The organism is Amycolatopsis sp. NPDC043889 (assembly GCF_056435645.1).
The window spans coordinates 148,579-169,875 of the sequence record NZ_JBWKEC010000013.1 but is presented as its reverse complement, the minus strand read 5'-3'; the positions used below and the strand labels follow the sequence as shown (position 1 = coordinate 169,875).

Genomic DNA, 21,297 nt, shown 5'->3' with positions numbered 1-21,297 from the left:
GACATCACAGAGTTCCGTTCCGGGTCAGGGGAATTCGCCGCGGCGGGCGGCTTCCTTCGCCGACACGAGCGCGCCGACGTCGGGCTGATGCGAGGTGGTGGCCAGCGCGGCGAAGGCGTTCGCGATCACCTGGTGCTGGTTCTGCCCGCGCACGGCGAACGGGTTGGCGGTCAGCCAGCCCGCCGCGATGAGCCGGGCGACGTTGTTCCGGATCTCGGACCGGTCGTTCGGGCACCGCGCGTTGTCCAGATTGACGAGTTCTTCGTACAGCTCCGCGTGATCCCGCTCGGGCGGCAGATCGTCCGGCGCGTTCAGGACCAGCTCGAGTTTCGCGATCCACTCCGCGTGCGGGATCCGGTTGAACTCGCGTTCGAAGAAGGCGACCACCTCGCCGATGTCGCCCAGCGCGAGGTTGCAGTAGGCCAGGCGCACCGGATCCTGCGCGGTGTCCGGATCGTCGCGCAGGGCCTTGAACTGGTCGGTGTAGGTCGGCCCGTCGCCGTCACCGCGCCGGGCCAGCGCGGACACCAGGTTCGCGGCGATCCAGGGATGCAGGGCCGCCTGGTCGTCCGTGGAACCCGGCGAGTTCCGCGCCCTCACCCACAACGAGGTGCGCAGTTCGGTCAGGATCCGCCCGACGTGCGGCTGGTCGATCCGGCTCTGAGCGGCGTCCGGGATCAGCCAGGGCGCGGTCGCGAACGGGGCCGCGGTCACGAAGTCGTCGACGTGGACGTCGTCGAGGTGCTCGGTCAAAGCGAGCTCGGTCAGCCTGCGGTAGCAGGGATCCTGTTCGTCACGAGGATCGGTGGTGAGCAGATCGCGGTCGCCTTCGCGCGCGTCGCTCGCCCGCAACCGCCCCGCGAGCTGTTCGACCGCCGACGGCAGTCCACCGGTCGCCCGGTGCGCGAGCGTGACCTTGGGCGTGCGCGCGCCGGAATCGAGGATGCGCGCGATCCGCCCGATCGACTGGGGCGAGATCCGGACCGGGTAGTAGGGCGAGTCGAGCGCCCCGTTGGCCGGGTTCGCCCAGTCGTCGTACGAGGCCTCCTCGCAGTCCGCGATCGTCCGGACGGCGGGCGGGGCGCCGGACGCGGGTTTCCACGGCGCCAGCCAGGCGGTCCCCCAGTCGTCGTGCCACCGCCCGCTGGTGGCGATCACCAGCAGCGCGTCGTGGGCTTCGCGGTCGTTCGGATGCTGGACGGCGTAGCGCTCCCGCGCGGCGATGAGGTCGGCGAGGAACTCGGTGCCGCCGGCGTGGTCGACGTCGTCCAGCACCACCACCCAGTTGTGCCAGTGCCTGCGCTGCGGCGAGATGTCGCAGGTGCAGGGGCTCTTCTCCTCCGGCTTGGCCATCCGCGGATGGTTCTCCCGGACGTCGCCGAGGAACGCCGCCATCAGCCACTCGTTGACCGCCTTGGCGTCGCGGGCGCTGCCGTGCGCGAGCCGGTTGAGTTCGAGCAGCGCGTCGAACGGCGATCTCCCCTCGGCGTTGGGGAAGTCCGCGAGCGACCGCAGCGCTTTGCCGAGCCGCGGCCGGATGTTCCGGACCAGATGCGGGAACGTCTGGCGGAACAAGTCCGCATACGGGGGCTCGACGAGGCCGGTCGCCTTCGCCGTCTCGGTCAGCGTGTCGAGCGCTCTGTCCAGCGCCGGTGTCCAGATGATTCCGTGAAAACTGTTGAGCAGCGACTTCAGTTGCACGAGGTCTTCGTCGCGATTTCGGCCGGAAAGCTCCGCCTGAACTGCGATCAACGCGATCGTGAACCGAACAAACTGCGGTTTCGGCCGATTTCGCCATTTACTCGACAACCCATAGGCCAGTTTCGTGAGCACGTCGATCGTGCCCGCCCTGCCGCCCTGCCCGAAATCGAATCCGGCGTGCACGACACCCCAGCCCAGGTCACGGCGGATCGCTTCCAGTGCCGTGGTCTTCCCCGAACCGACCGGTCCGAGCAGCAGCGTCACCGGCTGCGGGCGGGACGGATTCCCCGTCTCGCGGTTGAGCAGCATTCTCCGGGCGAGCTGCACCGCGGGAGAATGTCGGTCCACACTCATTTTTCCTGTTCAACCCCTAGTCATGCTCCGGGAGGAATGGAGAGCGCGAACCATCGTAGGTACCCGGCCGGAGCCGGGACACCGGAAAAAGGGCACCGGACACGAACGGACGAATTCAGGGGATGAATCGTAATTCTTGTTCGACAGCGCGCGACGCCGTCGATCACCCGATCGGCGCTATCTACCCCATTGCGGCCGGCGGCCGCCGCCGGGGTATCCGCCGTGATTCCAGTCGTAATACCACCCGTGGTGACCGGCACGCGGATCCGGCCGTTCCTCGGGCCGCGGCGTGGGCGTCGGGGACGGCGTCTCCGAGCCGTGCATCGACGCGGTCATCGGCGGCGGAGGGGCGACACTGCCACCCGAAGGCCCCGACGGGACGGGTGAGGACACCGCGTCGTCCGGGACCTCGACGGCCTGCGGGGCGATGGTCGGCGACGGCGGCGGGAGCGGCGTCCCGGGGACGACCTCGGCCTGGTCGCTCGGGGTGAGCAGCACGGCCAGCAGCCCGCCGACGACGAGACCGCCCGCCGAAAGCGCCGAGATCCGCCGGATCCTCCCGCTCCCGGGAGCGGCGTCCGGAACCCGGTGCTTCGGCCTGCGCGGCTCCCGGCGACGGGGTGCGGCGCCGGCTTTCCGCATCAACTCGCTGAGGGCGTCCGCGCCGGAATCGTGGCGAGCCGTGCGTGCCATCGGCACCTCCCTACCCGGTCCGCCGCTCGACGGCGACGGCCTCATCCCGGGGTGGATCCTAGGAACGCGGGAGGTGGTTGTAAACGGTCGTCGTCCACTGCGGACAGACGATGCGGTGAAGGGTCAGGCTGCCGCGGTGACCGCGATGGCGGCTTCGCCGGCCTCGGTCAGCTCGGCGGGCACGCGGCCGGTGACCGCGGCGGGGCCGGTGGACGCGCCGGGGCGGATGTAACCGCCGCGAGCCAGCGCGTGCGCGGTCATCTGATCGCAGCAGGCGAACCCGTCGATGAAGAGATCCGGCTCGCAGCTGCACGACATCTGGGCACGGCGCGCCGCGACCGCTCGCAGCATCGCCATCGCGCGATGGGACAGTTCGATCTCTGAACCGGACACCGGACGGACCTCTCTCGATCAGCCACCTGAATCAGCAGCACTTACACCGTGTTATCGGCCGCTGCTCCATCAGTGTTAACAAGATCTCAGACGTTGTCGGTGACTTCTTGGTTCCGTGAGATCTTCGCCGACGCCAGGGGCGGCTCCAGAACCCGCGCCCACTGGGCGACGATCTGCTTGCGCCGCTTCGTGTCGTCGGTCAGCAGGTTCGCCAGCCCCAGGCCGCGGGCAAGATCGAGAGTGGCCTGGACCAGCTCGCGAACGCCCTGGTGGGACTCGTCGACGCCGAGCAGCTCGACGGTCACCCGGTGCGCTTCCCGCCCGACCCGCGCCTCCAGCGGCACCAGGGTCGCGCGCAGGGCCTCGTCGGTCGACGCCGCGACCCAGAGGTGGAGCGCGGCGCGGAACAGCGGCCCGCTGTAGAGGTTGAGCACCATGTCGACGGCCCGCTCGATCCGCGACCGCCCCGACGGCAGTTCCGCGGCGCGGGCGCGCAGTTCCACGATCTGGATCTCGCCGACATGCTCGACCGCGGCCGCGACCAGGTCCTCCCTGGTCGGGAAGTGGTGCTGGGCGGCACCGCGCGAGACACCGGCGCGTTCGGCGATCAGCGCGACGGTGGTCCCGTGCCAGCCCAGCTCCCCGATCGTCTCGACGGCGGCCTCGACCAGCCGCCGCCGGGTCGTCCGGCTGCGCTCTTGCTGCGGTTCGCGGATCATGGCCCTGATTCTGGGGTACGGCTTTCGACCCAGAAATCGAGCTGCAGGTCTTCCTCGCGTCCGCCGACGCGGTACTTCGAGAAGTCCGTGACCCCTTCGGCGGCCAGCACCTCGTCGTCGAGGTAGAAGTTCCCCGTCGCCTCGGTGCTCGGCTTGGTCAGGATCGCGTGCGCCGCGTCCGCCATGATCTCCGGCGTCCGCGACTTGGCCGCCAGTTCCGCGCCGACGACGTTGCGGATCGCCGCGGTGTCGATCGTCGTCCGCGGCCACAGCGAGTTCGCCGCGATCCCGTACTGCCGCAGTTCCGCGGCCAGCCCGACCGTCACCAGGCTCATCGAGTACTTCGCGATGCTGTACGCGAGGTGCCCGGCCCGGAACCACTTCTCGTCGAGGCTGATCGGCGGCGACAGCGTCAGGATGTGCGCGTTCTCCGCCTGCTTCAGGTACGGGATGGCGAGTTTCGACAGCAGGAACGACCCGCGCGCGTTGATGTCCTGCATCAGGTCGTAGCGCTTCATGCTGACTGTTTCGGTCGGTGTCAGGTCGATCGCGCTGGCGTTGTTGAGCACGATGTCGATACCGCCGAACTGCTCCGCGGTCCGCGCGATCGCGGCCTCGACCGACGTGTCATCCCGGACGTCGCCGACGATCGGCAACGCCTGCCCGCCGGCGTCCTCGATCGCCTTGGCGGCGGTGTAGAGCGTGCCCGGCAGCTTCGGATGCGGCTCGGCGGTCTTGGCGAGCAGGGCGATGTTCGCTCCGTCGCGGGCCGCGCGGACCGCGATGGCCTCGCCGATCCCGCGGCTGCCGCCGGAGATGATGATCGTCTTGCCGTGCAGCGTGCTCATGAGTTCGCCTTCCGTAGTGGGCTCGTGAGTGGCAAGGACGGTTAGAACTGTCCTTGCCACTCACGAGTCAGTAGGACCGGGGCAGGCCGAGACTGTGCTGGCCGACGAAGTTGAGCACCATCTCGCGGCTCACCGGCGCGATCCGGCCCAGCCGGACGGCCGTGACCAGCGTGCCCAGCCCGTATTCGCTGGCGAGACCGTTGCCGCCGTGGGTCTGCACGGCCTGGTCGACCGCGCGGATGGCGACCTCGGCGGCGGCGTACTTCGCCATGTTCGCCGACTCGCCCGCGCCGAAGTCGTCACCGGAGTCGTAGAGCGACGCGGCCTTCTGCGTCATGAGCTTCGCCAGTTCCAGCTCGATCTTGATCTCGGCCAGCGGATGCGCGAGGCCCTGGTGGGTGCCGATCGGCGCGCCCCACACCTTGCGCTCGTTGGCGTAGGAGACGGCCTTGCCCAGCGCGTAGCGGGCGATACCGAGCGAGAACGACGCGCCCATGATGCGTTCGGGGTTGAGCCCGGCGAACAGCTGCGCGATCGCCGCGTCCTCCTCGCCGACCAGCGCGTCGGCGGGCAGGTGGACGTCGTCGAGGAACAGGCCGAACTGCTTCTCCGGCGAGACGATGTCCATCTCGATCTGCTTGCACTCGAAACCGGGTGTGTCGGTCGGGACGGTGAACAGCGCGGGCTTGAGCTTGCCGGTCTTCGCGTCTTCGGTGCGGCCGACGATCAGGACGGCGTCCGCCTCGTCGACACCGGAGATGTAGACCTTCCGTCCGCTGAGGACCCAGCCGTCGCCGTCGCGTTTCGCGGTGGTGGTGATCTTGTGCGAGTTCGACCCGGCGTCCGGTTCGGTGATCGCGAAGACCATCCGCCCGCTGCCATCGGCGATGCCGGGCAGCCAGCGCTTCTTCTGCTCCTCGGTGCCGAACCGCGAGATCACCGTGCCGCAGATCGCCGGCGAGACGACCATGAGCAGCAGCGGGCAGCCCGCCGCGGCGAGTTCTTCGAGCACCGCGGCGAGATCCGCGATCCCCGCTCCCCCGCCGCCGTACTCCTCGGGCAGGTTCACGCCGAGGTAGCCGAGCCGTCCGGCCTCGGCCCACAGCTCGTCGGTCTTGAGCCCGGCACGGGCCTGTTTCGCGTAGTACTCGTGCCCGTACTTCTTGCCGAGTTCGGCGACCGCGGCCCGCAGCGCGACGCGCTCCTCGGGCTCGGTGAAGTTCATCGCGTTCATTCGTCGTCTCCTACCACCGCGAGGATCGTGCCCACTTCGACCTGTTGTCCGACCACCACCGGGAGTTCCGTCACGACGCCGTCGGCGGGCGCCGCGATCCGGTGTTCCATCTTCATCGCTTCGAGCCACAGCAACGGATCGCCGGTCTTGACGGTGTCACCCGCCTCGACCGCGAGCCGGACGACCGTGCCCGGCATCGGCGCCACCAGCGATCCGGCGGCGAGCGCCGCGTCGGGATCCGTGTACCTCGGCACCACACCCAGTTCGACGGTGCCTTCCGGTGAATCGACGTACACCGTGTCGCCGTACCGGGCGACGGCGAACTTCCGCCGCACTCCGGAGACTTCCAGGACCACGCTGCCGCTCTCGGCGGAAGCCAGTTCGGCACCTTCGAAACCGTCGGCGCGCAGACCGTCCCTGCCGAGGCTGTAGACGACCTCGATCTCGTCGTCGCCGTGACGAAAACGTTTGCGCTGCCCCTGGGAGCGAACGTTGCGCCAGCCGCTCGGCAGCCGCCGCTGCACCCGCGCGTCCGAGCGGTTCGCCGCCGCCCCCGCCAAAGCTGCGGCCAGCGCAGAAATCCGTACGGTGTCCACAGTGGCCAGTGGGCGGGCCAGGGTTTCGAGACCGTGCCGGTCGAAGAACGCCGTGTCGGTCTCTCCGGCGAGGAAAGCCGCGTGGCGCAACACGTTCACCAGCAGATCGCGGTTGGTCACCACACCGTGGATCTCCGCGCCTGCCAAGGCGCCGGCCAGTGCCCGCGCCGCGCTCCGGCGATCCGGGGCGTAGGCGATGACCTTGGCGAGCATCGGGTCGTAGTGCACGCCGACGGTCTGCCCGCTGACGAACCCGGAGTCGAGCCGGACACCCGGGCCGACTTCGAATTCCCGCTGCGCGGCGGGCAGCTCGAAGCGGTGCAAGGTGCCGCTCTGCGGCTGCCAGCCGGCGGCGGGATCCTCGGCGTAGAGCCGGACCTCGATCGCGTGGCCCCGCGTCTCCGGCTCGTCGATCGGGAGGTGCTCCCCTTCCGCGATCCGCAGCTGCAGCGAGACGAGGTCGAGCCCGGTCGTGGCCTCGGTGACCGGATGCTCCACCTGGAGCCGGGTGTTCATCTCCAGGAAGTAGAACCGCCCGTCCGGCCCGGCGAGGAACTCGACCGTCCCGGCGCCGACGTAGTCGATCGCCTGCGCGGCCTTGCGCGCGGCGTCGAACAACGCCTCCCGCATGGCTTCGTCGACGAACGGCGACGGCGCCTCTTCGACGACCTTCTGGTGACGGCGCTGGATCGAGCATTCGCGCTCACCCACCGCCCATACCGTGCCGTGGGTGTCGGCGAGCACCTGGACCTCGATGTGACGGCCGGTCTCCAGGTACCGCTCGCAGAACACGGTCGGGTCGCCGAACGCCGACGCGGCCTCCGCGCTCGCGCCTTCGACGGCCTCGGCGAGTTCGCCGAGCGAGCGCACGACGCGCATTCCGCGTCCGCCACCTCCGGCGGAAGCCTTGACCAGCAAGGGAAGGTCTGCTTCGGTGACCTCGGCCGGGTCCAATTCGGACAGGATCGGAACCCCGGCTTCGGCCATCATCCGCTTGGACTCGACCTTGGAGCCCATGCTCTCGATGGCTTCCGGCGGCGGCCCGACCCAGGTGAGCCCGGCGTCGATCACGGCGCGGGCGAACGCGGCGTTCTCGGACAGGAAACCGTAGCCGGGGTGGATCGCGTCGGCGCCGGTCTCGACGGCCGCCTTGATCAGCAGCTCAGCGCGCAGGTACGTGTCGGCGGGCGCGTTGCCCGGCAGGCGGACGGCGACATCAGCCTCGGCGGTGTGCGGCGCGTCGGCGTCCGCGTCGGAGAACACCGCGACCGTGCCGATCCCGGCGTCGCGACAGGTGCGGAACACGCGGCGGGCGATCTCACCGCGGTTGGCGACCAGCAATTTCTCGATCATGCCGCTCACATTCCTTTACGCGAGATTGCGCGCGTCCGCGATCGGGCCGGCAGGGCGCAACTTCGCGTAGCACCCGCACTGTTGGTCGACAAGCGCCCTGCCACCCCGATAGCGGGGCCTTCGGCCGAGCGCGCGCCTTGACGTACATCTGGTTGCCGCGACATCAGTCTGCTCCGCCTCCCGTCACATCCTGAAGACGCCGAAGCCCTCGGCGCCCTTCACTGGTCCATTGTGGATCACGGACAGGCTGAGCCCGAGCACCGTGCGGGTGTCGCGGGGATCGATGATCCCGTCGTCGTAGAGCATCCCGGAGAGGAACATCGGCATCGACTCGGCTTCGATCTGGCCTTCGACCATGGCGCGCATGGCGGCGTCGTGCTCCTCGTTGTACTCCTGCCCGCGCGACGCGGCGGCGGCACGGGCCACGATGGACAGCACGCCCGCCAGCTGCTGCGGTCCCATGACCGCGGATTTCGCACTGGGCCAGGCGAAGAGGAACCGGGGATCGTAGGCGCGGCCGCACATGCCGTAGTGGCCGGCGCCGTACGAGGCACCCATGAGCACCGACAGATGCGGCACCTTCGAGTTCGACACGGCGTTGATCATCATCGCGCCGTGTTTGATGATGCCGCTCTGCTCGTATTCCTTGCCGACCATGTAGCCGGTGGTGTTGTGCAGGAAGACCAGCGGCGTGTCGATCTGGTTGGCCAGCTGGATGAACTGTGCGGCCTTCTGCGACTCTTCGCCGAACAGCACCCCCTGCGCGTTGGCGAGGATACCGACCGGATAGCCGTGGATGCTCGCCCAGCCGGTGGCGAGACTGCTGCCGTACAGGGGCTTGAACTCGTCGAAGTCCGAACCGTCGGCGACCCTGGCGATCACCTCACGCGGATCGAACGGCACCTTGAGGTCGGTGGGCACGATGCCGAGCAGGTCTTCGGCAGAGTACAGCGGCTCGGCGTAGTCGGGTTTCGGCGTCGGTCCCTGTTTGGTCCAGTTCAGCCGCTTGACGATGCTGCGCCCGAGCCGGATCGCGTCCTCTTCGTCCGCCGCGAGGTAGTCGGCGAGACCGGAGGTCCGGGCGTGCATCTCGGCGCCGCCGAGCGATTCGTCGTCGGACTCCTCACCGGTGGCCATCTTGACCAGCGGCGGCCCGCCGAGGAACACCTTCGCGCGTTCCTTGACCATCACGACGTAGTCCGACATGCCGGGCAGGTACGCGCCGCCGGCGGTCGAGTTACCGAACACCAGCGCGATCGTGGGCACCTTCGCCGCCGAAGACCGCGTGATGTCGCGGAAGATCCGGCCGCCGGGGATGAAGATCTCCTTCTGCGTCGGCAGATCCGCCCCGCCGGACTCGACGAGGTTGATCACCGGCAGGCGGTTCTGCGCGGCGATGTCCGCGGCCCGGTAGCTCTTCTTGGCCGTCCACGGGTTGCTCGCCCCGCCTTTGACCGTGGGGTCGCTCGCCGAGATCATGCATTCGACGCCTTCGACGACGCCGATGCCGGTGATCACGCTGGCGCCGACCTGGTAGTCCGAACCCCAGGCCGCCAGCGGCGACAGTTCCAGGAACGGCGAGTCCTCGTCGAGGAGGAGCTCGATCCGCTCGCGGGCCAGCAGCTTGCCGCGTTTGCGGTGGCGGGTGACGTACTTTTCGCCGCCACCCGCGATCGCCTTGGCGTGCTCGCCGTCGATCTCGGCCAGCTTGCCGAGCATGGACTCACGGTTGGTGGCGAACTCCTCGGTCCGCGTGTCCACTCCTGACCTGATCGTGCTCATGCGGTGTATCCCAATCGCTTCGCGGCCAAGCCGGTGAGGATCTCGTTGGTCCCGCCGCCGATACCGAGGATGCGCACGTCACGGTAGTGACGCTCCACTTCGGACTCCCGCATGTAGCCGAGTCCGCCGTGCAGCTGCACGGCCTCGTTGACCACCCATTCGGCGGTCTCGACGGCGGTGTTCTTCGCGAAACAGGCTTCGGCGATGACCTCTTCGCCCGCGACGTGCCGCTGGGCGACCTGCCGGGTGTAGGTGCGGGCGACGTCGATCTTGCGGGCCATCTCGGTCAGCTTGTGCTGCACCAGCTGGCGGGAGATCAGCGGACGGCCGAAGGTCTCGCGCAGGCGGCACCAGTCCAGCGTCAGGTCCAGAGCCCGCTGCGCGTGCGCGTAACCCTGCACCGCCAGCGAGACCCGCTCGGTGACGAACTGGGTGGCGACCTGCGCGAACCCGCTGTTCTCGGCGCCGATCAGGTTCTCCGCGGGCACCCGGACGTCCACATAGGACAATTCGGCGGTGTCCGAGCAGAGCCAGCCCATCTTCTCCAGCTTGCGGGAGACGGTGAAGCCCGGTGTGCCGCGTTCGACGACGATGAGCGAGATCCCGTGGGCGCCGGCTTCACCGGTACGGACCACGGTGGTCACGAAGTCGGCGCGGCAGCCCGAGGTGATGAAGGTCTTGGCGCCGTTGATGACGTACTCGTCGCCCTCGCGTACCGCCGTGGTGCGGATCCCGGCGACGTCGGAGCCGCCGTCGGGTTCGGTGACCGCGAGCGAGCCGATCTTGTGGCCCTCCAGGGCCGGCCGGACCCAGCGTTCGATCTGCACCGGATCTCCGGCCGCCGCGATATGCGGGACGGCGATGCCACAGGTGAACAGCGAGGCGAAGAGCCCGCCGGAACCGCCCGCGTAGTGCAGTTCCTCGGCGATGACCACCGCGTCGAGGTAGTCGCCGCCTCCGCCGCCGACCTCCTCGGGGAAGCCGACGCCGAGCAGCCCGAGTTCCCCGGCCTTGCGGTGCAGATCGCGGGGCAGTTCGCCCTCTCGCTCCCACTCTTCGAGGTGGGGCAGGATCTCGGTTTCGGCGAACCGCCGCACGGTCTTGCGCAGTTCGGCGCGTTCCGGCGTGGAGAAGGGGTCGGTCACAGGAGGGCCTCCGGGATGTCGATCTCGCGGGAGCGCAGCCATTCCCCGAGCGCCTTCGCCTGCGGGTCGAACCGCGCCTGCGACGCGACGCCCTCGCCGAGGATGCCTTCGACGACGAAGTTGAGCGCCCGCAGGTTCGGCAGGAGATGCCGCCGGACCTCGAGGTCCGCGGTCTCCGGGAGCAGCAGTTTGAACTCGGTGACGGTGAGCCGGTGCGCGAGCCAGCGCCACGCCTCGTCGGAGCGCGCCCAGACACCGACGTTCGCGTTGCCGCCCTTGTCGCCGCTGCGGGCGCCGACCACCCTGCCCAGCGGTGCCCGCCGGACCCGCGCCTGAGTGAACGGAGCGGGCGGCCGATCATCGTCCACATCGGACAAAGGCAGCGTTTCGGCGGCGGGCGCGATGTCGCGGCGTGTTCCGTCCGGCAGGACGGCGACGTGTGGCACCTCGTGCGCGTCGACGAAAGCGGGCCGGTACACACCGTAGGGCGAGGCGGCCGTGGGCGGCGCGGTGACGTGGAAGCCCGGGTAGCTCGCCAACGCGAGTTCGATCGCCGCGCCGCTGAACGCGCGCCCGGCGACCTCCGGGTCGGCGTCCTTCACCGCGACATGCAGCAGCGCGCTCGCCTGCTGCTCGGTTTCGGCGTCGGGCCGGTCGGTGCGAGCCAAGGTCCACTGGACGCCCGCCGGCGGCTTGGCCTTGAGCGCGCCTTCGAGTTGTTCCTTCACCAGCGCGGCCTTCGCCTCGATGTCGAGTCCGGTGAGGACGAACGTCGTCTCGTTACGGAAACCGCCGAGCCCGTTCAGGCAGACCTTCAGGGTCGGAGGCGGCGGCTCTCCGGTGACGCCGCTGATCCGGACGCGGTCCGGGCCGTCCTCGGAGAGCGTCAGCGTGTCGAACCGCGTCGTGACGTCCGGCCCGGCGTACCGGGCGCCGGTGATCTCGTAGAGCAGTTGCGCGGTCACGGTTCCGGCGTTCACGACACCGCCGGTGCCGGGGTGTTTGGTGATCACGCTGGAGCCGTCGGCGGAGATCTCGGCGATCGGGAACCCCGGCACGCCGAGCTCGTGCTCGGTGAAGAAGGCGTAGTTGCCGCCCGTGGCCTGCGTGCCGCATTCGATCACGTGCCCGGCGGCGACCGCGCCCGCCAGCGCGTCGTAGTCGTCGCGGGCCCAGCCGAAGTGCGCGGCGGCCGGGCCGACGATCACCGACGCGTCGGTGACGCGGCCGGTCACCACGATGTCGGCGCCCGCGTTCAGGCATTCCGCGATACCCCACGCGCCGAGATACGCGTTGGCGGTCAGGGTCTTGCCGAAGCCGAGTTCTTCCGCACGCTGGATGAGGTCGTCGCCCTCGACGTGCGCGATCGCGACGTCGACGCCGAGTTTCGCGGCCAGTTCGCGGAGCGCGTCCGCGAGACCGGCGGGGTTGAGCCCGCCGGCGTTGGCGACGATCTTGACGCCCTTTTCCTTCGCCAGCGCGAGATTCTGCTCCATCTGGCGCAGGAAGGTCTTGGCGTACCCGCGGTTCGGGTCCTTCATCCGGTCCCGGCCGAGGATGAGCATGGTCAGCTCGGCGAGGTAGTCGCCGGTCAGCACGTCGAGCGGGCCGCCGGTGAGCATCTCGTGGACCGCGGAGAACCGGTCGCCGTAGAACCCGGACGCGTTGCCGATCCTGATCGGGGTCATGCGAACTGCCCCGGTTTCCGCCCGGCACCGGGAGGTCCGGCGAAGGCCTGCGCGATCCCGAGCCATTCCTCGACGTCCTTGCCGGTGGCGACCAGGTCGGTGTCGGCGGGGTGACGGCGCTGGGTGATGACGAGGCAGAAGTCGACGGCACTGCCGGTGAGCCGCTGTCCGGCACCCTCGGGCCCGAAGTCCCAGGTGGTGCCGTCGGGCGCGGTCAGCTCGACACGGAACTCCTCGCTGGGCGGGGAGAGCGAGTTGAGCTTGTAGGCGAAGTCGCGAGTGCGGGTGCCGAAACGGGCGATGTGCCAGATCCGCGCGGTGTTCTCCCGCGTGACTCCGAGCGCGTCGTAGATGTCCTGGCCGTGCGCCCAGGTCTCCATGAGGCGCGCCGTCACCATGGACGCGGCGCTCATCGGCGGGCCGTACCAGGGGATCTTCTGTCCGTCGGGCACCGCCGCGAGCGCGTCGGCGAGTTTCGCGCGGCCGGCGCGCCACTCCGCCAGCAGCTCACGCGGCGGCGTCTTCGCGCCCTCCGCCGCGCCGTCGTCGACGTAGGACTCGCCCGTCGCGAGCAGCCCTTCGATCTCGGCCTGCCACTCGGCCTCGGATCCGCGCGCCGCGATCAGCGCCTTCTTGTCCGTCCAGGCCAGATGAGCGATCTGATGGGCGATCGTCCAGCCTTCGGCCGGGGTCCGCCGCGCCCAGTCCGACGCGGGCAGATCCGCCACCACGTCGTCGATGGCCTGCGATTCCGCCGCGAGATCCCCAAGGATCACGCCCAGGTCAGCCATGCCCGCCTCCTCGCGTCTCCCTCAGGCTGGCACCGCCCGCCGGAAAAATCAAGCACGCCTGATTGTTTTCCTCAGTCGGCGTGCAGCCGCGACTCCAACTGGCTTCGAGGTGTCCCCAATGTGGCATCGGAGACGCTCAGTGTCCCCAATGCCACATTGGGGACACTGAACCCCGTCGCCCACGACCTCCGCGCGACATCGCCTCGACTACCGACACACCGATGGTGAAGAAGGATCCCTCAAGGAGGCCTTCACGGACATCGGGCCAGGTCAGCTCCCCGGCCGCTCGAATTCCCGGATCAGCACCGGGTACTGCTCCCCGCCGTGCCCGGCGGCGATCGCACGGTCGGCCATCGCCTTGAACAGCTTCGGCAGTTCGGCGTTCACGCCCAGTGCCTCGCATTCCTCGACCAGATGCGCCATTGCCCGTGCATCGGTTTCCAAGGCCGACACCTCCGCGGGGAAGGAATCCTTGTCGACCTGTTCGGCGTACCCGGGCAGCCAGCCCGCCACCCCGACGGCGATCTGCTGCGCGAAGGGCGCGTACGTCGCGGCGTCGACACCGGCCGTCTTGAGCATCGCGGTGCCCTGAAGCCACGCGTTCAGGACGCTCCACATCATCGTCAGGCCGGCGACGTCGTACAGGGACGCGAGTCCGGGGTCCTCGCCGAGGTGGCTGATCGTGCCGAGCGCGCCGATCTCGAAGTCCGGCCGCGGCCCGCTCAGCAGGATCACCGCGTCGGCGGTCCCGATCGTCGACGGGATGGCCATGATCGCGCCGTCCACGTAACGGGCGCCCCGTTTTTCGGCCCAGGCGGCGGTTTCCCGCGCCTGGGCGGAGTCGCCCGAGGTCAGGTTGACCAGTGTCGTGCCCGCCAGCACGGCGTCGCCGAGCAGTGCACGCACGGCGGAGTAGTCGGTGAGGCACAGGATCGTCACACCGCCCGAGCCGAGCGCGTCGCCGATCGTGGGCGCGAGCCGCGCGCCTTCGGCCACGAGCGCGTCCGCCTTGGCGGCCGTCCGGTTCCACACGGTCGTGGGATGCCCCGCCTTCAGGAACGCGCGGGCGAGCGCGGTGCCCATGAGACCGAGGCCGACGACCGATACCGGGGTGTTCTCGTTGTCTGTCATGGCACGATCGTCAACGTTGATACCGGTATGAAGGTCAAGTGGGGAAAGCGATGAAGATCGGTGAACTGAGTCACCGGACGGGCGTCAACGCCCACCAGTTGCGCTACTACGAGGCACAAGGCCTCCTGGAGGCGAGCCGCGGCGCGAACGGTTACCGCGAGTACGACGAGACGGCTTTGCTGCGGGTGAAGCAGATCCGTCATCTGCTCGCCGCCGGCCTGTCGTCCGAAGACATCGCGTACCTGCTCCCCTGCGCGATCGGCGAGGAACCCGAGCTGATCGGCTGCCCCGAGTTGCTGGCCGCGATGCGCGAGCGGCTCGGACGCCTGGACGAGCAGCTGGCCAAGCTGACGCGATCGCGCGACGCGCTGGCCGAGTACATCGTCGTGGCCGAGCGGGTCGGCGGCGAGACCTATCCGCCTTTCGACGGCGCCGCCGCGTGAACGAGGCACACGAAGCGATCCGGCTGCGGGAGCAAGGCACCGACGAGGCGCGCCTGCGGCTGATCGAGCTGGCCGGGCGGCACCCGCGGGACGCCGTGATCGCCTACCAGACGGCCTGGGCCCACGATTCCGCCGGACTGGAGGCCGAAGCGGCCCCGTTCTACGAACAGGCGCTCGCGGGCGACGGTCTGTCCACAGAGGACAGGCATGGCGTGTTCGTCGGGCTCGGCAGCACCTATCGCGTCCTCGGCCGGTACGACGAGTCGCTCGCGACCTTGCGGCGCGGCCTCGGCGAGTTCCCGGACGACGCGGCGCTGAGGACGTTCCTCGCGATGGCGCTCTACAACGTCGGCGAGGCGCGCGAGGCGGCGGGAACCTTGCTGAAGGTGCTCGCGGCGACCAGCGCGGACGACGGCGTCCAGCGGTACCGGCGAGCGGTCGAGTACTACGCGGACCATCTGGACGACGTCGAATGAGCCTTATTGACACCTTGTCAACGTAGCCTTACTTTCACGTCATGAGCGCGTACGCCGAAATCACCTACGAGGTCGCCGACCGCATCGCGACGGTCACGCTCAACCGGCCCGAAGCCCGCAACGGCTACACCATTCGCATGGCCGACGAACTCGGCGACGCGATGGACCGGGCTGACCGCGACGAGGACGTCCGGGTGGTGATCCTGACCGGCAACGGCAAGGATTTCTCGGTGGGCGCCGATCTCACGCAGGGCGGCTTCGACTTCGACCCGGAGACCGGCCCGGACGCGGCGTGGCAGGAGCCGGCGGGACGCTGCTCGAAACGGATCTTCACGATGAACAAGCCGGTGATCGCGGCCCTGCGGGGCGCGGCCGTCGGCGGCGGCATCACGATCACGCTGTCCTGCGACTACCGTCTCGCGTCCACGGATTCCCGGTTCGGCTTCGTCTTCGTCCGCCGCGGGATCTACCCCGAAGGCGCGTCCGCGTGGTTCCTCCCGCGGCTCGTCGGGATGGGAACGGCACTCGACTGGATGGTCAGCGGGCGTGTCTTCGGCGCCGAGGAGGCGAAGGCCGCCGGGCTGGTCCACAGTGTCCACGAGCCCGAGGAAGTGCTCGGCAAGGCGCGCGAACTGGCCCTCGAGATCGCGACGACCACCTCACCCGTTTCGGTCGCGGTGACCCGGCAGCTGCTGTACCGGATGGCGAGCGCCGCGTCGCCGTTCCCGGTGCACGAACTGGACTCCAAGCTGATCGGCGGGCTGGGCGCCAGCCCGGACGCGGTCGAGGGAGTCGTGTCCTTCCTGCAGAAACGACCACCGGAGTTCTCCATGCGCGTCGACACCGACCAGCCCGCCTATCTGCCGTGGCGGAACTCGTGACCGCCTATCCCCCGGAGCCCTGGAACCTGGCGGGTCAGGCGTACCTGTCGATCTGGCGTATCCCGGTGAGCGAACTGCCCGAACTGCCCAGCGGCGCCGAGCCGATCACGCTGGGCGGCCGCGCCCAGGTGTTCACCGCCTGGATCGACTACCAGGAGCCCGGACAGCTCCAGTACCACGAACTGCTGGCGACCGTCGCGGTCCGCGGCGAACGCCTCTCCAGCTCCATCACCGACATCTGGGTCGACAGCGAGGTCTCCCTCGCCGGCGGACGCGCACTGTGGGGCATCCCCAAGGATCTCGCCGCGCTCGACTTCGCCCACGGGCGGACCTTCACCGCCTCGGCGGCCACCCACGAGGACTGGATCGCGACGGCGGCCTTCACCCCGCGCCCGAGCCTCCCGGTGCGGATGCCCGCGGCCTTCGACGTCGTCCAAATGCTGGACGGCCGTCTCAAAAGAAGCCCCGTCCGAGCGACGGCGAACCCGCGTCCCGCGGCCGCGGATTGGCGGATCAACGAGTCCGGCCCGTTCGGCTTCCTTGCCGGTCAGCGGCCCGCGCTGAGTGCCTGCCTGCGCGACTTCAAGATCGTTTTCGGCGGCTGACCAGCCGCTCAGCGTGATCGTCTAACCCGCCAGGGTGAGACCACGACACGCCACCCATTGGGGCACGTGCGGCCTCCGACCCCTACATGTAGTCTCTGGGAACCGGTACCGCCCAGCGACGGGGAGACCGCTCGGGAGCGGTTGCCGGACAGCTTTGTGAACGTGCAGCGCACGGCCTTGTGCGGCCTTGCGGTGCTTCAACGCGCCCTTTGGAGACTACGCATGTCAGTGGAAATCGGTCAGCGGCCACCTTCGTCCTCGGACACCACGCCCGCGACCGTGCGAGTCATCCGGCGGGACGGCAGCGTGTCCCCCTTCGACGCGAACAAGATCTCGGTCGCCGTGACCAAGGCCTTCCTCGCCGTCGAGGGCGGTGACGCGGCCGCCTCGTCGCGGATCCACCACCTGGTCAAGGAATTGACCGAGCAGATCGAGACCACCCTGCTCCGCCACGCCGGTCCCGAGACCGCGCTGCACATCGAGCAGATCCAGGACATCGTCGAACTGGCGCTGATGCGCGGCGAGCACCACAAGGTCGCCCGCGCGTATGTCCTGTACCGCGAGGAGCGCGCGAAGGCCCGTGAGGCCGAGAAGCCCGCGTCGTCCGACGTCGCCATCAGCGTCAAGGCGGCCGACGGCTCGCTTCGCCCGCTCGACTGGGCCCGCGTCTCGCACGTGGTCGGCGAGGCCGTCGCCGGCCTCGAGGACGTTTCGGCCGAGCCTGTCCTGGCCGAGGCCAAGCGCAACCTCTACGACGGCATCAGCGCCGACGAACTCGCCCTCGCCCAGATCATGGCCGCGCGCGTGCTCGTCGAGCAGGAGCCCAACTACTCCTACGTCAGTGCCCGGCTGCTCGCGGACAAGCTCCGCGGCGAGGCGCTCAGCTACCTCGCGGGAGTGCCGCAGCAGGCCAGCCAAGACGAGATGACCGCGAGGTACCCGCAGTACTTCCGGGACTACCTCAAGCGCGCCATCGAGCTGGAGCTGGTCAACCCCGAGCTGCAGACCTTCGACCTGGACAAGATCACCGCGGCCATCCGCGCCGAGCGTGACCTCGACTTCGGCTTCCTCGGCCTCCAGACCCTGTACGACCGGTACTTCCAGCACCACGACGGCGTCCGCTTCGAGCTGCCGCAGGCGTTCTTCATGCGCGTCGCGATGGGCCTGGCGATCCGCGAGGACGACCGGGAAGCCCGCGCCATCGAGTTCTACGAGCTGCTCTCGACGTTCCACTTCATGGCGTCCACCCCGACGCTGTTCAACTCGGGCACCACGCGCCCGCAGCTGTCGTCGTGCTTCCTGACCACTGTGGACGACGACCTGGACTCGATCTTCCAGGCGTACAAGAACAACGCGCTGCTGGCGAAGTACTCGGGCGGTCTCGGCAACGACTGGACCCCGGTCCGCGGCCTCGGCGCGCACATCAAGGGCACCAACGGCCAGTCGCAGGGTGTCGTGCCGTTCCTCAAGATCGCCAACGACACCGCGGTCGCGGTGAACCAGGGCGGCAAGCGCAAGGGCGCGGCCTGCGCGTACCTCGAGACCTGGCACGTGGACATCGAGGAATTCCTCGACCTGCGCAAGAACACCGGTGACGACCGTCGCCGCACGCACGACATGAACACCGCGAACTGGGTGCCGGACGAGTTCCTGCGCCGCGTCGAGGCCGACGCGCAGTGGACGCTGTTCTCGCCGAACGAGACCCCGGATCTGCACGACCTCTACGGCAACGCGTTCGCCGAGCGCTACCGCGAGTACGAGGCCGCCGCCGAGCGTGGCGAGCTGAAGGTGTTCCGCAAGGTCCGCGCGGTCGACCTGTGGCGCCGCATGCTGACCATGCTGTTCGAGACCGGCCACCCGTGGATCACCTTCAAGGACCCGTGCAACCTGCGTTCGCCGCAGCAGCACGTGGGTGTCGTGCACTCGTCCAACCTGTGCACCGAGATCACGCTGAACACCACCACCGACGAGGTCGCGGTCTGCAACCTCGGCTCGGTGAACCTGCTCAAGCACGTCACCCCCGAGGGCCTCGACACGAAGCGCCTCGAGAAGACCGTGCGCACGGCCGTTCGCATGCTCGACAACGTGATCGACATCAACTTCTACACGATCCCGGAGGCGCGCCGCTCCAACCTGCGCCACCGCCCGATCGGGCTGGGCCTGATGGGTTTCCAGGACGCGCTGTTCGAGATCGGTGTCCCGCTGTCCTCGGACGAGGCCGTGCAGTTCGCGGACACCAGCATGGAGCACATCAGCTACTACGCGATCTCGGCGTCGACCGACCTCGCCGAGGAGCGCGGCCAGTACCAGACGTTCGAGGGTTCCTTGTGGAGCAAGGGAATCCTGCCGATCGACTCGATGCAGCTGCTGATCGACGCGCGGCAGGGCGACGCGCTCGACGTCGACACCTCGTCCACTTTGGACTGGGCGCCGCTGCGCGAGCGGGTCAAGACCGTCGGTATGCGCAACTCCAATGTGATGGCGATCGCGCCGACCGCGACGATCTCCAACATCTGCGGGGTCGGGCAGTCGATCGAGCCGCTGTTCCAGAACCTGTTCGTCAAGTCGAACATGTCCGGTGACTTCACCGTGGTGAACCCGCACCTGGTCCGCTCGCTCAAGGAGCGCGGGCTGTGGGACGAGGTCATGGTGTCGGATCTCAAGTACTTCGACGGCAGCCTCGGCCAGATCGACCGCGTGCCGGACGACCTGAAGGCGCTGTACGCGACCGCGTTCGAGATCGAGTCCAAGTGGCTGGTGGACGCCGGTTCGCGGCGCCAGAAGTGGATCGACCAGGCTCAGTCGCTGAACCTGTACATCGCGGCGCCCAGCGGCCGCAAGCTCGACGAGCTGTACCGCTACGCCTGGCACAAGGGCCTCAAGACCACGTACTACCTGCGGGCGCGGTCCGCGACGCACGTGGAGAAGAGCACCCTGCGCGGCACCGACGGCAAGCTGAACGCGGTCTCGGCCACCCCGGCCCCCGCCGCACCCGCTTCGCCGAAGCCCGCCGCTCCGGCCCCGGCTCCCGCCGCTTCGCCCGCCCCGTCGGCTTCCGCCGCGGTCCCGGCCGTGCCGGTCACCGCGCCCGCACCGGCCGCCAAGCCGGAGCCGAAGGAGATGCCGAAGGTCTCGGACGTCGACTTCGTCGCCGCCGACGGCGCCGCCTGCCGGATCGACGACCCCGACTGCGAAGCCTGCCAGTAACGACATCCTCGTGAGTGGTAAGGGCGGTTAGAACCGTCCTTACCACTCACGACGCCTCTTGGAGTGTGCCCTTCATGACCACCTTTGACGCCTCCACCGACGCCACCGGCCTCGGTGAGATCGAAGTCGGCGCCGCCCGCATCAACGTCGACGACAAGCGGATGATCAACGCCCGCGCCGACGTCAACCAGCTGCTGCCGATGAAGTACACCTGGGCGTGGGAGAAGTACCTCGCCGGCTGCAACAACCACTGGATGCCGACCGAGGTCGCCATGCAGGCCGACATCGCGCTGTGGAAGTCGCCCGACGGCCTCACCGAGGACGAGCGCACCATGCTCAAGCGCAACCTCGGCTTCTTCGCCACCGCGGAATCGCTGGTGGCCAACAACATCGTGCTCGCGGTGTACCGGCAGATCACCAACCCCGAATGCCGCCAGTACCTGCTGCGCCAGGCGTTCGAGGAGGCCGTGCACACGCACACCTTCCAGTACATCTGCGAGAGCCTCGGCCTGGTCGAGGGCGAGCTGTTCAACATGTACCGCGAGGTCCCGTCCATCTCGGACAAGGACGCGTGGGCGCTGAAGTACACGCAGAACCTGGAGAACCCGGACTTCGAGACCGGGACGCCGGAGGCCGACCAGGCCTTCCTGCGTGACCTCGTCGCGTTCTACGTGATCTTCGAGGGCATGTGGTTCTACACCGGCTTCGCGCAGATCCTGTCGCTCGGCCGCCGGAACAAGATGGTCGGCATCGCCGAGCAGTACCAGTACATCCTGCGCGACGAGTCGATCCACCTGAACTTCGGCATCGACTGCATCAACCAGATCAAGATCGAGAACCCGCACCTGTGGACCGAGGAGTTCCAGGCCGAGGTCCGCACCATGCTGACCGAGGCGTGCGAACTCGAGGTCGCCTACGCCCGCGACACCATGCCGCGCGGCATGCTCGGGCTCTCGGCCGAGCTGATCGAGCAGTACATGCACTTCATCACCGACCGGCGGGCGCAGCAGATCGGTCTCGCGCCGATCTTCGGCGAGACGGAGAACCCGTTCCCGTGGATGTCGGAGGCGATGGACCTCAAGAAGGAGAAGAACTTCTTCGAGACCCGCGTCATCGAGTACCAGTCCGGTGGTGCCCTCGACTGGGACTGAACCCCGAACTCGCGTGCTCAGGCACGTGACTCGCGTGCTTGAACACGGAACACGCCGGGCGGACTTCCGCCCGGCGTGTTCCGTCTCCAGGCACGCGTGTTCCGCC

General features: G+C 68.9%; 18 protein-coding genes. 6 read left to right on the top strand and 12 right to left on the bottom strand.

The window, feature by feature from the left end; translation table 11 throughout:
• Positions 1-24: 24 nt before the first annotated feature.
• From AC0685_RS24100 to AC0685_RS24045, 12 genes are all read right to left on the bottom strand, one after another.
• The gene (locus AC0685_RS24100) at positions 25-2,055 is read right to left on the bottom strand and encodes a hypothetical protein (RefSeq protein ID WP_478227589.1); all 2,031 of its coding nucleotides are present in this window, start codon (positions 2,053-2,055) and stop codon (positions 25-27) included.
• Between the two features lie 177 nt (positions 2,056-2,232).
• Positions 2,233-2,748: a hypothetical protein gene (locus AC0685_RS24095; protein ID WP_478227588.1), complete on the bottom strand. Its 516-nt coding sequence runs from the start codon at positions 2,746-2,748 to the stop codon at positions 2,233-2,235.
• A 123-nt stretch (positions 2,749-2,871) separates the two neighbouring features.
• The gene (locus AC0685_RS24090; protein WP_034311873.1) at positions 2,872-3,141 is read right to left on the bottom strand and encodes a hypothetical protein; all 270 of its coding nucleotides are present in this window, start codon (positions 3,139-3,141) and stop codon (positions 2,872-2,874) included.
• Positions 3,142-3,227: 86 nt separating this feature from the next.
• The gene (locus AC0685_RS24085) at positions 3,228-3,860 is read right to left on the bottom strand and encodes a TetR/AcrR family transcriptional regulator (RefSeq protein WP_478227587.1); all 633 of its coding nucleotides are present in this window, start codon (positions 3,858-3,860) and stop codon (positions 3,228-3,230) included.
• The gene (locus tag AC0685_RS24080) at positions 3,857-4,708 is read right to left on the bottom strand and encodes an SDR family oxidoreductase (RefSeq protein WP_478227586.1); all 852 of its coding nucleotides are present in this window, start codon (positions 4,706-4,708) and stop codon (positions 3,857-3,859) included. The genes AC0685_RS24085 and AC0685_RS24080 overlap by 4 nt, the downstream gene beginning before the upstream one ends.
• A gap of 67 nt (positions 4,709-4,775) precedes the next feature.
• Positions 4,776-5,942, bottom strand: a complete 1,167-nt coding sequence (locus AC0685_RS24075; RefSeq protein WP_478227585.1) for an acyl-CoA dehydrogenase family protein — start codon at positions 5,940-5,942, stop codon at positions 4,776-4,778.
• Positions 5,939-7,891 carry an ATP-binding protein gene (locus tag AC0685_RS24070; RefSeq protein WP_478227584.1) on the bottom strand — a complete coding sequence of 651 codons (1,953 nt, stop codon included), beginning with the start codon at positions 7,889-7,891 and terminating at the stop codon, positions 5,939-5,941. The genes AC0685_RS24075 and AC0685_RS24070 overlap by 4 nt, the downstream gene beginning before the upstream one ends.
• Positions 7,892-8,074: 183 nt before the next feature.
• Positions 8,075-9,673 carry an acyl-CoA carboxylase subunit beta gene (locus AC0685_RS24065; RefSeq protein ID WP_478227583.1) on the bottom strand — a complete coding sequence of 533 codons (1,599 nt, stop codon included), beginning with the start codon at positions 9,671-9,673 and terminating at the stop codon, positions 8,075-8,077.
• The gene (locus AC0685_RS24060) at positions 9,670-10,818 is read right to left on the bottom strand and encodes an acyl-CoA dehydrogenase family protein (RefSeq protein ID WP_478227582.1); all 1,149 of its coding nucleotides are present in this window, start codon (positions 10,816-10,818) and stop codon (positions 9,670-9,672) included. Before AC0685_RS24060 ends, AC0685_RS24065 begins: the two co-directional genes overlap by 4 nt.
• Positions 10,815-12,506 (bottom strand): acyclic terpene utilization AtuA family protein, encoded by a 1,692-nt coding sequence (locus AC0685_RS24055; protein ID WP_478227581.1) that lies wholly within the window; start codon positions 12,504-12,506, stop codon positions 10,815-10,817. Before AC0685_RS24055 ends, AC0685_RS24060 begins: the two co-directional genes overlap by 4 nt.
• Complete coding sequence (locus AC0685_RS24050) at positions 12,503-13,297, bottom strand: TIGR03084 family metal-binding protein (protein ID WP_478227580.1); 795 nt, start codon at positions 13,295-13,297, stop codon at positions 12,503-12,505. The genes AC0685_RS24055 and AC0685_RS24050 overlap by 4 nt, the downstream gene beginning before the upstream one ends.
• A gap of 270 nt (positions 13,298-13,567) precedes the next feature.
• Positions 13,568-14,428 (bottom strand): NAD(P)-dependent oxidoreductase, encoded by an 861-nt coding sequence (locus AC0685_RS24045; protein ID WP_478227579.1) that lies wholly within the window; start codon positions 14,426-14,428, stop codon positions 13,568-13,570.
• 50 nt (positions 14,429-14,478) lie between these two features.
• On the opposite strand from AC0685_RS24045, the gene AC0685_RS24040 reads away from it, so the two are divergent.
• From AC0685_RS24040 to AC0685_RS24015, 6 genes are all read left to right on the top strand, one after another.
• Positions 14,479-14,871 carry a MerR family transcriptional regulator gene (locus AC0685_RS24040; RefSeq protein WP_478227578.1) on the top strand — a complete coding sequence of 131 codons (393 nt, stop codon included), beginning with the start codon at positions 14,479-14,481 and terminating at the stop codon, positions 14,869-14,871.
• Entirely contained in the window at positions 14,868-15,347 is a 480-nt protein-coding gene (locus AC0685_RS24035; protein WP_478227577.1) for a tetratricopeptide repeat protein, read from the top strand. The genes AC0685_RS24040 and AC0685_RS24035 overlap by 4 nt, the downstream gene beginning before the upstream one ends.
• 41 nt (positions 15,348-15,388) lie before the next feature.
• On the top strand, positions 15,389-16,228 hold the full coding sequence (locus AC0685_RS24030) for an enoyl-CoA hydratase-related protein (RefSeq protein WP_478227576.1): 840 nt from the start codon (positions 15,389-15,391) through the stop codon (positions 16,226-16,228).
• Positions 16,225-16,833 carry an acetoacetate decarboxylase family protein gene (locus AC0685_RS24025; RefSeq protein WP_478227617.1) on the top strand — a complete coding sequence of 203 codons (609 nt, stop codon included), beginning with the start codon at positions 16,225-16,227 and terminating at the stop codon, positions 16,831-16,833. Before AC0685_RS24030 ends, AC0685_RS24025 begins: the two co-directional genes overlap by 4 nt.
• A 222-nt stretch (positions 16,834-17,055) precedes the next feature.
• On the top strand, positions 17,056-20,040 hold the full coding sequence (locus tag AC0685_RS24020) for a ribonucleoside-diphosphate reductase subunit alpha (protein ID WP_340683062.1): 2,985 nt from the start codon (positions 17,056-17,058) through the stop codon (positions 20,038-20,040).
• A gap of 74 nt (positions 20,041-20,114) precedes the next feature.
• Positions 20,115-21,191 (top strand): ribonucleotide-diphosphate reductase subunit beta, encoded by a 1,077-nt coding sequence (locus AC0685_RS24015; protein WP_340683063.1) that lies wholly within the window; start codon positions 20,115-20,117, stop codon positions 21,189-21,191.
• Positions 21,192-21,297 lie beyond the last annotated feature (106 nt).

Coding starts and splice junctions, on each gene's coding strand:
- AC0685_RS24085 (WP_478227587.1), bottom strand. CDS start 3,860: ATGATCCGCGAACCGCAGCAAGAGCGCAGCCGGACGACCCGGCGGCGG.
- AC0685_RS24045 (WP_478227579.1), bottom strand. CDS start 14,428: ATGACAGACAACGAGAACACCCCGGTATCGGTCGTCGGCCTCGGTCTC.
- AC0685_RS24030 (WP_478227576.1), top strand. CDS start 15,389: ATGAGCGCGTACGCCGAAATCACCTACGAGGTCGCCGACCGCATCGCG.
- AC0685_RS24020 (WP_340683062.1), top strand. CDS start 17,056: ATGTCAGTGGAAATCGGTCAGCGGCCACCTTCGTCCTCGGACACCACG.
- AC0685_RS24075 (WP_478227585.1), bottom strand. CDS start 5,942: ATGAACGCGATGAACTTCACCGAGCCCGAGGAGCGCGTCGCGCTGCGG.
- AC0685_RS24080 (WP_478227586.1), bottom strand. CDS start 4,708: ATGAGCACGCTGCACGGCAAGACGATCATCATCTCCGGCGGCAGCCGC.
- AC0685_RS24095 (WP_478227588.1), bottom strand. CDS start 2,748: ATGGCACGCACGGCTCGCCACGATTCCGGCGCGGACGCCCTCAGCGAG.
- AC0685_RS24070 (WP_478227584.1), bottom strand. CDS start 7,891: ATGATCGAGAAATTGCTGGTCGCCAACCGCGGTGAGATCGCCCGCCGC.
- AC0685_RS24040 (WP_478227578.1), top strand. CDS start 14,479: ATGAAGATCGGTGAACTGAGTCACCGGACGGGCGTCAACGCCCACCAG.
- AC0685_RS24065 (WP_478227583.1), bottom strand. CDS start 9,673: ATGAGCACGATCAGGTCAGGAGTGGACACGCGGACCGAGGAGTTCGCC.
- AC0685_RS24055 (WP_478227581.1), bottom strand. CDS start 12,506: ATGACCCCGATCAGGATCGGCAACGCGTCCGGGTTCTACGGCGACCGG.
- AC0685_RS24015 (WP_340683063.1), top strand. CDS start 20,115: ATGACCACCTTTGACGCCTCCACCGACGCCACCGGCCTCGGTGAGATC.
- AC0685_RS24050 (WP_478227580.1), bottom strand. CDS start 13,297: ATGGCTGACCTGGGCGTGATCCTTGGGGATCTCGCGGCGGAATCGCAG.
- AC0685_RS24100 (WP_478227589.1), bottom strand. CDS start 2,055: ATGAGTGTGGACCGACATTCTCCCGCGGTGCAGCTCGCCCGGAGAATG.